General features: G+C 62.9%; 17 protein-coding genes. 4 read left to right on the top strand and 13 right to left on the bottom strand.

Annotation, left to right across the window (positions count from 1 at the left end; translation table 11 throughout):
- The first annotated feature begins 93 nt into the window (after positions 1-93).
- Positions 94-837, top strand: coding sequence for an acetoacetyl-CoA reductase (gene phbB, locus IFO71_RS03410; RefSeq protein ID WP_192028125.1), 744 nt, complete (start codon positions 94-96; stop codon positions 835-837).
- Positions 838-978: 141 nt separating this feature from the next.
- Positions 979-1,548 (top strand): Smr/MutS family protein, encoded by a 570-nt coding sequence (locus tag IFO71_RS03405; protein ID WP_192028124.1) that lies wholly within the window; start codon positions 979-981, stop codon positions 1,546-1,548.
- 35 nt (positions 1,549-1,583) lie between these two features.
- On the opposite strand, the gene IFO71_RS03400 is transcribed toward IFO71_RS03405, so the two are convergent.
- From IFO71_RS03400 to pyrG, 8 genes are all read right to left on the bottom strand, one after another.
- On the bottom strand, positions 1,584-1,805 hold the full coding sequence (locus tag IFO71_RS03400; protein WP_192028123.1) for a hypothetical protein: 222 nt from the start codon (positions 1,803-1,805) through the stop codon (positions 1,584-1,586).
- A gap of 80 nt (positions 1,806-1,885) precedes the next feature.
- Positions 1,886-2,917, bottom strand: a complete 1,032-nt coding sequence (truD, locus tag IFO71_RS03395) for a tRNA pseudouridine(13) synthase TruD (RefSeq protein ID WP_192028122.1) — start codon at positions 2,915-2,917, stop codon at positions 1,886-1,888.
- 3 nt (positions 2,918-2,920) lie between these two features.
- The gene (ispF, locus tag IFO71_RS03390; RefSeq protein ID WP_192028121.1) at positions 2,921-3,397 is read right to left on the bottom strand and encodes a 2-C-methyl-D-erythritol 2,4-cyclodiphosphate synthase; all 477 of its coding nucleotides are present in this window, start codon (positions 3,395-3,397) and stop codon (positions 2,921-2,923) included.
- Between the two features lie 25 nt (positions 3,398-3,422).
- On the bottom strand, positions 3,423-4,121 hold the full coding sequence (ispD, locus tag IFO71_RS03385) for a 2-C-methyl-D-erythritol 4-phosphate cytidylyltransferase (RefSeq protein WP_225444332.1): 699 nt from the start codon (positions 4,119-4,121) through the stop codon (positions 3,423-3,425).
- The gene (gene ftsB, locus IFO71_RS03380; RefSeq protein WP_192028170.1) at positions 4,118-4,435 is read right to left on the bottom strand and encodes a cell division protein FtsB; all 318 of its coding nucleotides are present in this window, start codon (positions 4,433-4,435) and stop codon (positions 4,118-4,120) included. The genes ispD and ftsB overlap by 4 nt, the downstream gene beginning before the upstream one ends.
- Positions 4,436-4,450: 15 nt before the next feature.
- Positions 4,451-5,731: a phosphopyruvate hydratase gene (gene eno / locus IFO71_RS03375; protein ID WP_192028120.1), complete on the bottom strand. Its 1,281-nt coding sequence runs from the start codon at positions 5,729-5,731 to the stop codon at positions 4,451-4,453.
- Between the two features lie 94 nt (positions 5,732-5,825).
- Positions 5,826-6,656: a 3-deoxy-8-phosphooctulonate synthase gene (kdsA, locus tag IFO71_RS03370; RefSeq protein ID WP_192028119.1), complete on the bottom strand. Its 831-nt coding sequence runs from the start codon at positions 6,654-6,656 to the stop codon at positions 5,826-5,828.
- Positions 6,657-6,744: 88 nt separating this feature from the next.
- Positions 6,745-8,400: a CTP synthase gene (pyrG, locus tag IFO71_RS03365; protein WP_192028118.1), complete on the bottom strand. Its 1,656-nt coding sequence runs from the start codon at positions 8,398-8,400 to the stop codon at positions 6,745-6,747.
- A 165-nt stretch (positions 8,401-8,565) separates the two neighbouring features.
- Here pyrG and parE point away from each other — a divergent pair, with 165 nt between their 5' ends.
- Positions 8,566-10,455: a DNA topoisomerase IV subunit B gene (parE, locus tag IFO71_RS03360; protein WP_192028117.1), complete on the top strand. Its 1,890-nt coding sequence runs from the start codon at positions 8,566-8,568 to the stop codon at positions 10,453-10,455.
- A gap of 159 nt (positions 10,456-10,614) precedes the next feature.
- Here parE and hutG read toward each other — a convergent pair whose 3' ends face one another.
- The 5 genes from hutG to flgA form a co-directional block, all read right to left on the bottom strand.
- Positions 10,615-11,397 (bottom strand): N-formylglutamate deformylase, encoded by a 783-nt coding sequence (gene hutG, locus IFO71_RS03355; RefSeq protein WP_192028116.1) that lies wholly within the window; start codon positions 11,395-11,397, stop codon positions 10,615-10,617.
- Positions 11,398-11,424: 27 nt separating this feature from the next.
- A complete protein-coding gene (locus tag IFO71_RS03350; protein WP_192028115.1) occupies positions 11,425-12,678 on the bottom strand; it encodes an NAD(P)/FAD-dependent oxidoreductase in 1,254 nt (417 codons plus the stop codon).
- Positions 12,679-12,796: 118 nt separating this feature from the next.
- On the bottom strand, positions 12,797-13,132 hold the full coding sequence (locus tag IFO71_RS03345; RefSeq protein ID WP_192028114.1) for a flagellar protein FlgN: 336 nt from the start codon (positions 13,130-13,132) through the stop codon (positions 12,797-12,799).
- 16 nt (positions 13,133-13,148) lie between these two features.
- Positions 13,149-13,439 carry a flagellar biosynthesis anti-sigma factor FlgM gene (gene flgM, locus IFO71_RS03340; protein ID WP_192028113.1) on the bottom strand — a complete coding sequence of 97 codons (291 nt, stop codon included), beginning with the start codon at positions 13,437-13,439 and terminating at the stop codon, positions 13,149-13,151.
- Positions 13,440-13,558: 119 nt separating this feature from the next.
- The gene (flgA, locus tag IFO71_RS03335; RefSeq protein WP_192028112.1) at positions 13,559-14,206 is read right to left on the bottom strand and encodes a flagellar basal body P-ring formation chaperone FlgA; all 648 of its coding nucleotides are present in this window, start codon (positions 14,204-14,206) and stop codon (positions 13,559-13,561) included.
- Positions 14,207-14,301: 95 nt separating this feature from the next.
- Here flgA and IFO71_RS03330 point away from each other — a divergent pair, with 95 nt between their 5' ends.
- Positions 14,302-15,249 (top strand): chemotaxis protein CheV, encoded by a 948-nt coding sequence (locus tag IFO71_RS03330; protein ID WP_192028111.1) that lies wholly within the window; start codon positions 14,302-14,304, stop codon positions 15,247-15,249.
- The last annotated feature ends 95 nt before the right edge of the window (positions 15,250-15,344 follow it).

The raw sequence follows: 15,344 nt of genomic DNA, 5'->3' as shown, positions 1-15,344 counted from the left end.
TGCACGTGGATGCGAGCAACCGCAGCCTCCGCTATGTGTACACTGCGGGACGAGGGCGATACGTCTTCAACCACACATGTCGGAGGGAAACCCATGTCGCAATCACGAGTCGCACTGGTCACCGGTGGAACCGGTGGTATTGGAACGGCGATCTGCTGCCGTCTGGCCAGCCTTGGTCACCGCGTCGCCACCAACTACCGCAATGAGGAAAAGGCGCTTGCCTGGCAGGCGGAACTCAAGGCTAAAGGCTTCGATATCACGATCGTACCTGGCGACGTGGGCTCACCCGAATCAGCGGCGGCCATGGTCAGGGGCGTGGAAGAAGCGCTCGGACCAGTCGAGATTCTGGTCAACAACGCCGGCATTACCCGCGACACCACCTTCCACAAGATGAGCGCAATGCAGTGGCAGGAGGTCATCAATACCAACCTCAATTCCTGCTACAACGCCACCCACCCGGTGATCGAGGGCATGCGCAACCGCAAGTGGGGTCGAATCATTCAGATCAGCTCGATCAACGGCCAGAAGGGCCAGTACGGCCAAGCCAACTATGCCGCCTCCAAGGCCGGCATGCATGGCTTTACCATTTCGCTTGCCCAGGAAAGCGCCAAGTTCGGTATCACCGTCAACACCATTTCGCCTGGCTATGTCGCCACCGACATGGTGATGGCGGTACCGGAAGAGGTGCGCGCCAAGATCGCCGCACAAATCCCGGTGGGACGCCTCGGTACGCCGGACGAAATCGCCTATGCGGTGAGCTTCTTCCTGCCCGATGAAGCTGCCTGGATCACCGGCGCCAATCTGTCCATCAATGGCGGGCACTACATGGGCTGGTAAACCGCTTGGTCGCCGCCGCGGCCTGACGGCCCGCGGCGACGACCCCGGCCAGACAGACAGCGACGACTCTAACCTGTCGTTCAACTGGCCCTCTGCAAGGCCAGCCCTTGTATCCTCGCGCGAAGACACCATGATGGAGTCATGTCTCGCGATCTCGACCAATTCGACGACAACGACCCCGCCCTGTTGGCCGCGGCGGTGGGCGAAGTGCGCAAGGTCAAAACAGAGGCCGCTGCACCGCTTCGCCAGAAGCCGGTACCGCAGGCGCGGCAGTTTCACGCCGATGAGGCGCAGGCCTTACGCCAATCACAGCGCGGCGAAGCGACCGCGCTGGCCGGTGACAGTGGTGCTTATCGTCGTCCCGAAGTGCCGTTCAAGGTCTTGCGCCGACTGAAGCGAGGCCTGTATGCGGTGCAGGACGACATCGATCTGCATGGCATGACGGTGCCGGTAGCGGAATCCAGCCTGCGACGATTCCTGCGCCAGGCCCGCGATGAAGGCGCCCGTTGTGTGTTGGTGGTGCATGGAAAAGGACTGAAGAGCGCCGCCGGTCAGTCGGTCCTTCGACCCCTGGTCGAACGCATGCTCAGCCATCGCCGGGATGTCCTGGCATTTTGCAATGCACCCGCAGCCCGCGGCGGCAGCGGCGCTCTGCTGGTGCTGTTGGCACAACGCCGAGCCGGTGAGCAGGCCGGCGCTGCGGACGAGTAGCAGCTGCTGAAATACTCATTTCAGCAGCCTGTCAGTCAATCCGATTTTGCGGCGATGCGTCGGTCAGCGACTCGCGGGGGATTTACCCATTGCACATCCACGCCACGCCGCCTGGCTACCGCTTCGACCTTCGCCATGTAGGCGGTGTCGGCGGACATATCGACGTTTCGTGCCGAAAAGCGGCTGCCGTTGGTGGCGCAGCCTGAGGCCATTACCACGCTGGCCGCAAGGGCCAGCAAAGTCAGACGCGTTCTCATAGTCGCCTCCGATGTCGGGTTGTGGCGACGGCAAGGCCGCCGCCACTCAAAGACTACGCCCGTGCCACCTGAGGGATCTGCTAGGAAATTGCCGGTTTCGCCTCGGCAGTCAGGCCCAGTTCATGCAACACCGACGTCGCGTAGCTGCCAGCAGGCAGAAAGAAACGGAGCTGCACTCGACCCGGTTCAGGAAACTGCCAATGCAGATCGCGCACTGGCAGGCGCAATGCGCGACGCTCCTGACTCAGCCCGAAGCGCTCAAGGCCCGCCAGCAAGTCGTCATCGAGGCCATGCTGCCGATCAAACTCTGCCGCCTGTGCCTGCGTACGCAGCGCACCGCGGCCCCACAGGGCTGCGCTGGGATGAATATCCATCGCCTTCAGGCGCTGCTCCAGCTCCGCGTTCAACGGTTCGGGACCAAACGTGCTGCGGCTGCCATCCAGTGCAAACAGTTCGCCTTCGACAGCACGATTCCAGCACTCCGCCCGCACTCGTGCGGCCAGCACGTTGTTGAATCCGAGTGAGCGCACCGAGGAGAGCAAGATCGAAACCTTGTGCTTGGGCAGCTTGCGCCCGGCGAACACCGCCCTGGCCTGCTCCACGTTATCGCCCTCGCGGCCGAAACGCTGCTCGCCGAAGTAATTGGGTACGCCGCCGTCGGCAATTTGCCGCAGGCGCTGATCAATGGCTGCTGGATCACCCTGCACATCACGCAGTTCAAGCAAGAACCGGTTGCCTTTGAGCGCACCGGTCTGCAGCTTGCGGCGATGGCGAACGGCTTGCAGCACTCGATATTCGGGATGCTCCGGCCAGCTCACAGGTTCGGCAGCGCGTCCAAGGTGCGCACCCAACCACTGCCGCGTCAGCGCATGGCGATCCTTCAGCCCAGCCCAGCTCACCGCCCGTGCCGGCAAGCCCAAGTGCCGAGCCAATTGCTCCGCCACCCAGGCGGTGTTGGCGCCACGCTTCTCAACCCACAGCATCAGGTGCTCACCTTCACCCTCGGGCTCGAAGCCCAGCACCTCCTCGACCTGGAAGTCTTCCGGCTGTTGGCGAATTAGGCCGCTAAGCACCGACGGCCCGTACGCTCGCGGCAGTTTCTGGGTACTCATGCGCTACTCACGCGGTGCCAGACTGACCACAGCCTGTGCGGCAATGCCCTCTTTTCGTCCGGTGAAGCCAAGACGCTCGGACGTGGTCGCCTTGACCGCCACGGCCTCGACGGGTATGCGCAAGTCTTCCGACATCAGCTGGCGCATCCGATCGATATGCGGCGCAAGCTTGGGGGTCTCGCAGACCACCACCGAATCAACGTTGTTCACCCGCCAGCCGCGCTCCTGCAGGATGGCCTGCACGGCGCGCAGCATCATGCGACTGTCGGCATCCTTCCACTCCGGGTCGCCGGGAGGAAAGTGATGACCGATATCGCCCAGTGCCAATGCACCCAACAGGGCATCGCAGACTGCATGGATCAGCACATCGCCGTCCGAATGGGCCAGCACTCCGCGCTCGTGCTCGATGCGCACCCCGCCCAGCACCACATGGTCGCCTTCGCCGAAGGCGTGCACGTCGTAACCAATCCCCACTCTCATCGTTGCTCCCTTGCTCGTCGTCGCGCTAGCCATCGCGACCAGACAAGCGACCCAGCCAAAATTCGGCCACCGCCAGGTCGTCCTCGGTTGTGACCTTGAGATTGCAACTGCTGCCTTCGACCAACAACGGCAACAGGCCCAGACGCTCCACCGCCATCGCTTCGTCGGTGATTGCCAACCCCGAAGCCAAGGCGGTTTCCAGCGCCCGCTGCAACGTGGCGCGGCGAAACATCTGTGGTGTTTGCGCGCGCCACAGGGTGTCGCGTGGAACGGTTTGTTCAGACTCACCGCGCGCATTGCTGCGCTTGATGGTGTCACGCACCGGCTCAGCCAACAAGGCGCCCACTGCATGACTGCCGCCAAGTTCCAATAGCCTGACCAGATCGCCCGCAGGCAGGCAGGGGCGCGCAGCATCATGCACCAACACCCAGTCGCGTTCGCGGACGCTGTCGGGCAGCGCGCGCAGACCCGCCAGCACTGAGTCTGCGCGTTCTGCCCCGCCGATGCAGGTCTTGATCGGCTTGCCGTACATCTCGCGCCAGCCCGGCCAGTGCTGATCCTTGCGGGCCAGCACCACCTGCACGCCGGTAATGTCCGGGTGACGGCAGAGAAGTGTCAGCGTGTGGTGCAGCAGGCTACGGCCGAACACTTGAACATACTGTTTCGGCAGGTCACCACCGAAGCGCACGCCCTTGCCTGCGGCTGGCACAACGACCCAGGTCATGGTGTTGATTCCTTGCCAGTTGGCTGGGTGGCGCCTTCGGCATCGGGCACCACCCGATAAAACACCTCGCCCGGTTTGATCATGCCCAGCTCCAAGCGTGCGCGCTCTTCCACCGCCGCTTCGCCGGTCTTCAGATCTTCGACTTCGGCAGCAAGATCCGCGTTGCGTCGGCGCAGTTCAGCGTTCACTTGTTCCTGCTCGCGCAAAGCCTTGCGCAATTCCTCCACCTCGGCCCGCCCACCCTCGCCATGCCAAAGCTTGAACTGCAGCGCTGCGAGTAGCAGCGCCAGCCCGAGCAATGCCCAGCGGGCCATGGTGGCCGACTTCAATCAGCCCTGCCTCAACGCGCTGCGCCCCGCGTAGCGCGCCGAACTGCCCAGCGCTTCTTCGATCCGGAGTAGCTGGTTGTACTTGGCCACGCGATCGCTGCGGCACAGCGAACCGGTCTTGATCTGAGTCGCCGTGGTGGCGACCGAGATATCAGCAATCGTGGTGTCTTCGGTTTCGCCGGAACGATGCGACACCACGGCCGCATAGTTCGACTTCGCGGCCAGGGCGATCGCTTCCAGCGTCTCGCTCAAGGTGCCAATCTGGTTGACCTTGATCAGGATGGCATTGGCCACGCCCTGCTCGATACCTTCCTTGAAGATCTTCGGGTTGGTGACAAAGAGGTCATCACCGACCAACTGCACGCGCTTGCCAAGGCTGGCGGTCAACTGCTTCCAGCCATCCCAGTCGTCTTCGGCCATGCCGTCTTCGATAGTTACGATCGGGTAGCGATTGCACCAGTCACCGAGGAACTCAACGAACTGTTCGGAGCTCAGCCGCTTGCCTTCGCCGACCAGGTTGTACTTGCCGTTCTCGTAGAACTCCGAGCTGGCGACGTCGAGACCCAGTGCAATATCATCGCCGACCCGATAGCCGGCCTTGTTGATCGCTTCGAGTATGGTTTCAAGCGCTTCTTCGTTGGAACGAAGATCCGGTGCGAAACCGCCCTCGTCACCCACCGCGGTAGACAGGCCGCGGCCTTTCAATACCGACTTCAGGGCATGAAACACTTCGGTACCGGCCCGCAGTGCGTCGGAAAAACTGCCCAGACCCACCGGCAGAATCATGAATTCCTGCAGGTCGACATTGTTGTCGGCGTGCGCACCGCCATTGATGATGTTCATCATCGGCACCGGCAGGCTGACCTCGCGACCAGCGGCCAGATGCTTCCACAACGGCAACCCCTTCGACAACGCCACCGCGTGAGCATTGGCCATCGAAACGCCGAGCAGCGCATTGGCGCCGAGTCGGCCCTTGTTGTCGCTACCATCGAGTTCGATCAATTTGGCATCAAGCCCGGCCTGATCATCGGCACTGAAGCCATTCAGGGCCTTGGCGATGGTCTCATTGACATTCGCCACCGCCTTCTTGACCCCTTTGCCGAGGTAGCGGGTCTTGTCCCCATCACGCAGTTCCACCGCCTCTTTGGTACCGGTGGACGCACCCGAAGGTACCGCAGCCCGCCCCATATGCCCCGTGCTCAGGGTCACTTCCGCTTCCAAGGTGGGATTGCCTCGCGAATCAAGAATTTCGCGGGCGTGGATCTTGCTGATCGTGGTCATCGTCGCCAGTTACCTGTGTGGTCAACAAAAAGTAGGGCGGGTCGCGACCCGCGTAGAGAGACAGCGCCGCCAGGGCAGCCGCACAATCCCACCATCACTCCTGCTCCAGGAAGCCCAGTCGCTTAACAACTCGATCGAGCTCAAGCAAGGTTTCCAGAAGCGCTCGCATTCTCGGCAGCGGCCAGGCGTTCGGGCCATCGGAGAGGGCCTTGTCGGGATCAGGATGGGTTTCCATGAACAAGCCGGATACTCCGGCCGCCACCGCGGCGCGTGACAGCACCGGCACATGTTCGCGCTGACCACCCGACTTGCCGCCAGCGCCGCCGGGCAATTGCACCGAATGCGTCGCATCAAATACCACCGGGCAACCCGTTTCGCGCATCACCGCCAGGCCGCGCATGTCAGAGACCAGATTGTTATAGCCAAAACTCGCGCCACGCTCGCAGACCATGATCTGCTCGTTACCGGTGGCGCGGGCCTTGTCGGACACGTGCTTCATTTCCCAGGGACTGAGGAACTGTCCCTTCTTGATGTTCACCGGCCGTCCGGCACGCGCGACGTTCTGAATGAAGTCAGTCTGGCGACAGAGAAAGGCCGGCGTCTGCAGCACATCGACCACCGCCGCGACTTCGTCCAGCGGCGTGTACTCGTGCACGTCGGTAAGCACCGGCAGGTTCAGCTGTCGCTTGACCTCGGCCAGCACCTTCAGGCCCTGCTCCATGCCCGGGCCACGGAAACTGTTGGCTGAGGTGCGATTGGCCTTGTCGAAGCTGGACTTGAAGATGAAATTGATCCCGAGCTCCTGGGTGATCTCCTTCAAGGCACCCGCGGTGTCGAGCTGCAGCTGCAGCGATTCGATCACGCAGGGGCCGGCAATCAGAAAGAAAGGTTGATCCAGGCCAACTTCAAAACCGCAGAGTTTCATAGGGTTCTCGATTCCATGGTGGGCCACAGGCCCACCCTATTTGATAAGCGCCCGATGTAGGGTGGGCCTGTGGCCCACCGTCCAAGCCTTAAGCACTCGCTTCCTTCAACAGCTTGCCACCGGCCTTCTGCTCTCTCGCAGCTCGAATAAAGCCGATAAACAGCGGATGGCCATCGCGCGGGGTGGAGAGGAATTCCGGATGAGCCTGGCAGGCGACAAACCAGGGGTGTTCAGGCAATTCGACCATCTCGACCAGCAAGTCGTCCATCGACTTGGCCGACACCACCAGACCGGCATCTTCGAGCTGGGTGCGATAGCGGTTGTTGAATTCATAGCGATGACGATGGCGCTCGGCGATCACATCCTTGCCATACATGGCGCGGGCCTTGGTGCCGGGCTTGATGCGGCACTCCTGCAGGCCCAGTCGCATGGTGCCGCCGAGGTCGGACTCCTCGTTGCGCCGCTCCATTTCGCCTCCCGAAGTGCGCCATTCGGTGATCAGACCGATGACCGGATGCGGCGACTGCTTGTCGTTCTCAGTGCTGTTGGCACCGGCCAGCCCGGCCACATTGCGGGCAAAGTCGACCACGGCCGCCTGCATGCCATAGCAGATTCCGAAGTAAGGAACGTTGTGCTCGCGGGCATACCTGGCCGTGCTCACCTTGCCCTCGAAGCCGCGATCGCCGAAACCACCCGGCACCAGAATGCCGTGGACATCTTTGAGCAAGGCCAATCCATCGCGCTCGATCTGTTCGGATTCCAGCCACTTCAGCTTGACTCGGGTGCGCTGGCGCAGGCCTCCATGCTTCAACGCCTCGGCAATCGACTTGTAAGCGTCGGCATGGTCGACGTACTTGCCGACCACGGCCACCGTCACCTCATCGACCGGGTGCTCCATGGCATCGACCACCGCCTTCCACTCGGACAGATCGGCCGTTGGCGAAACCTTCAGATGCAGCAGGTCGACCACAATCTGATCGAGCTGTTGTTCGTGCAGCCACAGCGGAATCTTGTAGATATTGTCGAGATCGACCGCCGAAATGACGGCTTTCTCCGGCACATTGGTGAACAGGGCGATCTTGCGCCGTTCTGAGTCGGGCAGCCGCTGCTCGCTGCGGCAGAGCAGTACGTCGGGCTGGATACCGATCGAACGCAATTCCTTCACCGAGTGCTGGGTCGGCTTGGTCTTGAGCTCGCCGGCGGCGGCGATCCAGGGCACCAGGGTGAGGTGCATGAAGATCGCCTTGTGCTGGCCACGCTCGGTTCGAATCTGCCGGATTGCCTCCAGAAACGGCAGCGACTCGATGTCGCCCACGGTGCCGCCAATCTCGACCAGGCCGATGTCGAAGCCTTCGGTGGCCTCATCGATACAACGCTTGATCTCGTCAGTGATGTGAGGAATCACCTGCACCGTTGCGCCGAGATAGTCGCCGCGGCGTTCGCGACGAATGACGTTTTCGTAGATGCGCCCGGTGGTGATCGAGTGCTTGCGGGTCAGATGCACGCGCACGAAGCGCTCGTAGTGACCAAGGTCGAGATCGGTTTCGGCGCCGTCGTCGGTGACGTAGACCTCGCCATGCTGAAACGGGCTCATCGTGCCCGGATCGACATTGATGTAGGGGTCCAGCTTCATCATCGCCACGCGCATGCCGCGCGCTTCGAGGATGGCCGCCAGAGAGGCCGACGCGATGCCCTTGCCGAGGGAGGACACCACACCGCCGGTGACAAAAATTAGGGGAGTCATGAGATGGCTACCGCGGGAAAGCGGCATTTTACAGGTCGAAGCCTAATATTTCATGAGGATTTGATCGCCGCCGCCGCATTGTCGGCTTTCTTCCTGGCCGTCGCCTTGACCCCGACGCGCCGTCGCCCCATCCTGCCGCCCTTTCCCGTCGCACGACCGTCCCGCATGAGCAGTCGCTACAACGCCGCCGATATTGAAGTCCTGTCCGGCCTTGACCCGGTCAAACGCCGCCCTGGCATGTACACCGAAACCTCGCGTCCGAATCATCTGGCGCAGGAAGTGATCGACAACTCGGTGGACGAGGCCCTGGCCGGCCACGCCAAGACGGTTGAGGTCACCATCTTCGCCGACGGCAGCGCCGAGGTGCGCGACGATGGCCGCGGCATGCCGGTCGATATCCACCCCGAGGAAGGCATTCCGGGCGTCGAGTTGATCCTCACCCGGCTGCACGCCGGCGGCAAGTTCAGCGGCAAGAACTACACCTTCTCCGGTGGTCTGCATGGCGTCGGCGTCAGTGTGGTGAATGCGCTGTCATCCAAGCTCGAGGTGATCATTCGCCGCGAGGGCCAGGAATTCCGCCAGGAGTATCGCGATGGTTTCCCGGTGAGCACGCTGGAAGCGATCGGCACCGTAGCCAAGCGCACCACCGGCACCCGGGTGCGCTTCTGGCCCGACGGCAAGTACTTCGACAGCCCAAAATTTGCCTTGCGCCCGCTGCGCCATCTGCTGCGGGCCAAGGCCGTGCTCTGCCCCGGCCTGAAGGTGAAACTGTTTGATGAGGCCAGTGGCGAAACCAATGAGTGGTATTACGAGAACGGCCTGAAGGACTACCTGCTCGGCATGCTGGCCGATCGCGAATGCCTGCCGGCCGATCTGTTCATGGGGCGAATGAACAAGGACATCGAAGGCGTCGACTGGGCGGTGGCCTGGGTGCCAGATGGCGAGCTGATCCAGGAAAGTTATGTCAACCTGATTCCTACCGCGCAAGGCGGCACCCACGTCAACGGCCTGCGCTCGGGTCTCACCGACGCCCTGCGCGAGTTCTGCGACTTCCGCAACCTGCTGCCACGCGGGGTGAAGCTGGCGCCGGAAGACGTCTGGGATCGGATCAGCTTCGTGCTCAGCATGAAGATGACCGATCCGCAGTTCAGCGGCCAAACCAAGGAACGCCTCAGTTCGCGCCAGGCGGCAGCGTTCGTGGAAGGCGCGGCGCACGATGCGTTCTCGCTCTACCTCAATCAGCATCACGAACTCGGCATGCAGATTGCCCAGCTGGCCATCGAGCGTGCCCAGGCCCGGCTGAAGACCGAAAAGCAGATCGTCCGCAAGAAGATCACCCAGGGCCCTGCCCTGCCCGGCAAGCTGGCCGATTGCATTAGCCAGGATCTATCCCGCACCGAGCTGTTTCTGGTGGAAGGCGATTCCGCTGGCGGCAGCGCCAAGCAGGCCCGCGACAAGGATTTCCAGGCCATCCTGCCCTTGCGCGGCAAGATCCTGAACACCTGGGAAGTGGAATCGGGCTCGGTGCTGGGCTCACAGGAAGTCCATGATCTGGCCGTGGCGATCGGCTGTGACCCGGGCTCCGACGATATTTCCGGCCTGCGCTACGGCAAGATCATCGTGCTGGCCGATGCCGATTCCGACGGGCTGCATATCGCCACCCTGCTCTCGGCCTTGTTCCTCAAGCATTTTCCGGCCTTGGTCCGGCAGGGCAATGTGTTTGTCGCCATGCCGCCGCTGTTCCGCATCGATGTCGGCAAGCAGGTGTTCTACGCCCTGGACGAGGAAGAAAAGCGCCTGATGCTGGATAAGATCGAACGCGAGAAGATGAAAGGCCAGATCAATGTCACCCGCTTCAAGGGGCTGGGCGAAATGAACCCCTCGCAGCTGCGCGAATCAGCCATTCATCCCGACACACGACGTCTGGTGCAGCTGACGGTGGAACAACCGGCTGAGACTTCGGCCCTGATGGACATGCTACTGAGCAAGAAGCGCGCATCAGATCGCAAGAGCTGGCTGGAGACCAAGGGCGATCTGGCGACGCTGGAGACCTGATCCCACGCGACGATTCGCTCCCCGGCATGCCGGGGGGGCAATCAATGGTGGGCGCGGCCCACCCTACAGGCTTCGCGTTCGCGGGCCCTCAGGTCGCGACCAACCTTAGGGGGCGGCGGCCCACCGGGGACGTCCCGTCAATGCGCGGTGTAATCCACCTCACACAGCCGCAAGACAGGTCTCCAGCAACTGCCGCAACACCACCTGCAGTTTCCCTGCCTGGTCGGGCAAGTAGGCGGTGGAGTGTTCATCCATGTAGCTGCATTGCGAGAGCTCGAGCTGCACGGCTTCAACGCGGCGACTGGGTTGGGCGTAATGACGGGTGATGTAGCCGCCCTTGAAGCGACCATTGATCACCCAGGTGTAGTCGCCCTGACTGGCGCAGACGCCAGCCAGCTTCGACTGCAGCCACACTGAACAGCTTGCTCCATCGGCAGTGCCAAGATTCAGGTCAGGCAGCTGACCATCGAACAACCAGGGCACTCGCGAGAGGATCGAGTGCGCCTCCCACAACACCACGCCCCCGTGCAGCTGACGCAAGTGTTCCAGCTGCTGCGCCAAGGCCAGGTGGTAGGGTCGCCAGTACTGCTCTACCCGCTCGGCCACCTCGGCCTCATTGGGCTCCTGCCCATCGAGGTAGACCGGCTCGCCGGTGAACTGCCTTGTCGGACAAAGACCGGTGGTGTTCTGTCCCGGGTACAGGCTGACGTCGTCGGGTGGTCGATTGAGGTCGACCACATAGCGCGAGTAGTTCGGTATCAGCACCGAAGCACCCAGTTCACGAGCAAACGCATATAGACGCGACACATGCCAGTCAGTGTCGGGCACGGCGCGTGCCGAAGGCCGCATGCGTTTCAACAGCTCGGGCGGCAACATCACGCCATCGTGCGGCATGCTGACCAAGAGCGGCGCGCGGCCGCGGTGCAGAGTGAAGGTATCCATCGACCGAGTTTACCGATGGCTAGCCGCTCAGGCGAAGCGTTCGTAGCGATAGGGCCTGGGATCGATCGGCGGCGACTCGCCGCTGACCAGGGCGCAGACCAGATCGGCGGTGATCGCTGACATCCCCACGCCCATCATGCCGTGGCCGGTCGCCAGCAGCACCGCTGGCCAGCGCGGATGCGGGCCGATGATCGGCAGATCATCCCAGGTCATCGGACGCCAGCCAAACCACTCTTCGCGCCGCGCTGGGCCTTCCGGCTGTTGCAGATACTCCTGCGCGGCATGCACCAGGGCCTGCAAACGCTCGGGCCGGAGATCGCTGTCGTAGCCGGAAAACTCCATCGTGCTGCCCAACCGAAAACCACTGGCCCAGGCGGTCACGCAGACCGAACGCTCTTTCAGCACCAGCGGGCGCCGCGGCGCCATCTGCGGGCGGTCGTAGGTAATCGAATAGCCCTTGCCCGGCTGAATCGGCAAGTTCAACCCCAGTTGCCGGCCGAGCTCTGGCGACCAAGCGCCAGCGGCCAGCACCAGCCGGGAGGCCGAGTAGCGGCGACCATCGGCCAGACGCAGGTCGACCCGCTGCTCGCCAGGTTCGATGGCCTTGATCTCGGCGCCGCTGTGGATCTGGCCTCCAGCCTCCAGCAGGCGTTTGACCAGGGCGGCCAGGTAGCGATCAGGACGCAGCACGGCGTCGCCGGGAAAAAGGATGCCGCCGGCCACCCCAGCTCGCAGGGCCGGCTCTTCGCGCTCGGTGCGTGCAGCATCCCAGGCCTCGGCGACCACATCATGCGCGGCCAACACCTCGCAATCGGCGGCCAGCCGGTCAAACACCTGGCTCGAACGGCAGACGTAGAGATGCCCGCTGCGCTCAAATTCGCAATCCAGGCTTTCATCCTCGATCAGCTTCGCCAGACGTTCCGCCGAAGCACGCAACAGGATGGCACGTCCGGCCAGTGAACGCTGCCAATCGTCTCGGTTGCAGCGTCGGGCGAAACGCCACAGCCAGTACCAAAGAGCCGGATCAAAGCGCGGCCGGATCAGCAGTGGCGCATCGGCCTGGGTCATCCAGCGCAGGGCCTTCAGCACCATGCCGGGCGCGGCCAGAGGCGGTGCGTGACTGGGCGTGATGGTGCCGCAATTGCCATGCGAGGCACCGGCGCCGGGCTCGCTACGTTCGAACACGCTGACCGATCGTCCTTGCCGGACCAGGGCCAAGGCGGTGCAGATGCCGATCACACCGCCGCCGATCACCGCCACATCCGTATGTTGAGTGCTCATCGGCCAAGTGTAGGACACTTCAACCAAAACGCCCGTCGTGGAGACGGGCGTCGAGGGACGGATACGATGGGCTAGAGCAGAAACTTGCCGAAGCAATCCGCTGAGCTGCGGATTTCGATCAGACGCTGCCGAATGAGCGCCCGTGAGTGGCGTAGGCCACCTTGCCATCTGCGCTATAGCTGGCCTGATTGTCGCTGCGCCCAAGGTGTCGAAGCGCCCAACGCACCTCGCGCTGGCGTCGGGCCAACAAGACGCCGTTGGCACGATTGCGATCCATCAGTCGACGGATCTGATCATGCCATTGCGGTTCGGGCTGCAGCGCCTCAAGCTGGCGCAGAGCGGCGAGCTTGGCCTGATTGGCCTCCATCAGTGTTTCGGCGTCGCTGGTGATCAGCGCCGAGCGTTCGCTGTCCAGGGCCTTGTCCAAGGCGGTCAGTGCTTGTTCCGGACTCATCGGTTGCGACCCTCTGCTATTGCCCCAGTTGGCGTTCCAAAGCGATCAGACGAAGCGCAATCTCCTGCACATCGACGCGGTAACTACCGGACTCCAGGGCAGCACGCACCGAAGCCACGCGGGCCTGATCAATCGTCGGGGCATCTGCCAGCTGTTTGCGCAAAGCGGCCATTTCACCGCTCAGCTCCACGCTGTCCTCGGCGCCGGTCGACCCGCCGGCCGGCTTGACCGGCGCGGTGGTGCTATTGGCGCCGGTAACGCTGGCTCGCGACCCCAGACTGCTAATGCCATCGATTTTGGTGTTCATGGCTGGACTCTCTGTGCTGCATCTTGCGGCTCTGTCCGGTTTATCGACCGCTACCGGCAGAACTTTAGGAATTCCTCTACCGCTCGTCGGGCAGACCACGCATCTTGCCCAGCCAGCGTCTATCTGACCAGTACTTCTCCACTGGCCAGCACGCGTCCCTGAACCACCCGCCGCGAGCTGGCGTTCTCCACCGCCACGGACTCATCGACACCGGCCGCAGCAAGCGCCTTGCCATGCGCACGCACTTCAATCGTGCCGGCACGGGAAATCAGCACCACCGGATCACCACGCTTGATGATGCGCGGCGGCACCGCATCCGTGACCAGCAGCACGCTGCCGGCGACCAGGGCACGGCGCGCGGTTCGGCCGCTGATGTCGGTGCCCTCGGTGATGACACCGCCGGGCAAGCGCGACACATCGCGCAGCTCGACGCCGACATTGTCCATGCCAAGTACCTGGCCCGAGGCCAGTGGCTGCTTCACGACGTAGACCCTGGCCATGCGCTGGCTGCGCACCGGCACGAACAAACGCCAGCCCAAGCTGTCGCAGCGCACCTCGGCACTGGCCTGACCCACCACCGAGGCCTGCAGCGGTGCGGGACACTTCGGCAAGCGAAGTCCAGGCTCAACCGCGGCTTCAATGCGGCTACCGGGCCCGAGGTCGAAAGCCGACTCCGCGCTCAGGCGGATGTCCTCCACTGGATGGAAATCGGCGGCGACTCCCGCAGCGGTACTTAATGCGAGTATGCTCAGAATCAGACGATGCATGGCCGGGTCCGCGTGCGAATACAGCGGATGCGCTGCAAGACTCGTGCCTAGCAATCGATGCTCAAGTTTCTCGACCCAAGGCCGATGGACGCCACATGTCACGCGACCTGCTGAATCGGATCGATCAACGCACCCGCCTTGCGGGCCACAATCGACTTGCCCTGCTGTTGTTCCGGCTCGGAGGCCGACAACTTTTTGGCGTGAATGTGTTCAAGGTGCAGGAAGTGCTGCGCAAGCCGGAGCTGTTTGCCCTGCCCCACGCCCCCGTGCAGGTGCTGGGCAGCGCCGATATTCGCGGCCGTACGGTGCCGGTGATCGACCTCGGTCGCGCCATCCAGCACCCGGAGTCGAACGCTGAAGACGCCAACTACCTGGTGGTGACCGAATTCAATCGCTCGGTACAGGGCTTCCTGGTCAGCTCAGTTGAGCGCATCGTCAATATCGCCGTGGAAGAGGTGCTTCCGCCCCCCGAACACGGTCAGGGTGTGTCGCATCTGACAGCGGTCACCCGCTACCAGGGCGAACTGATCCAGATTCTGGATGTGGAACGCATCCTGGCTGAAGCGCGCCAGATTCGCGCGGCCGAAGTAGGGCCAACGCTACCCGGCGCCGGCGAATTCATCGGCTCAGGCCTCAAGGTGCTGGTAGTCGACGATTCCCGTGTCGCCCGCTCGCAGATCCAACGCACGCTGGAGGAGCTAGGCGTGGAGGCGGTGCTGCTGCCCGATGGCCGACAAGCGCTGGATCATTTGAAGTCCATCGTGCAATCCGGCGAGAACATACTCGATCGCTACGCCATGGTGATTTCCGACATCGAAATGCCATCGATGGACGGCTATACGCTGACGACGGAAATCCGTCGCGATGCCCGCCTCGCCGACCTCTATGTGCTGTTGCACACCTCCCTGTCAGGCATCTTCAATAACGCCATGGTCGAGCGCGTTGGCGCCGACGCCTTTGTCGCCAAGTTCAATCCCGCCGATCTCGCCGAGTACGTGCGGGTGCGCCTGGCTCAGGCGGTCGAGGAGAGAAACGCGGCCTGATGCCGTTGCATGGGGTGCGCCTTGGGCGCACCGAATTTCGTCCAGTCCCGCCGCATCGCCCACACCGGGCACTGCTGCCGCGTCTTCGCTTGCCG

Origin of the sequence: Pseudomarimonas arenosa (assembly GCF_014841215.1) — a bacterium.
In the GTDB taxonomy this organism is placed as follows: domain Bacteria; phylum Pseudomonadota; class Gammaproteobacteria; order Xanthomonadales; family Xanthomonadaceae; genus Pseudomarimonas; species Pseudomarimonas arenosa.
This window is presented reverse-complemented; position numbering and strand designations above follow the sequence as displayed.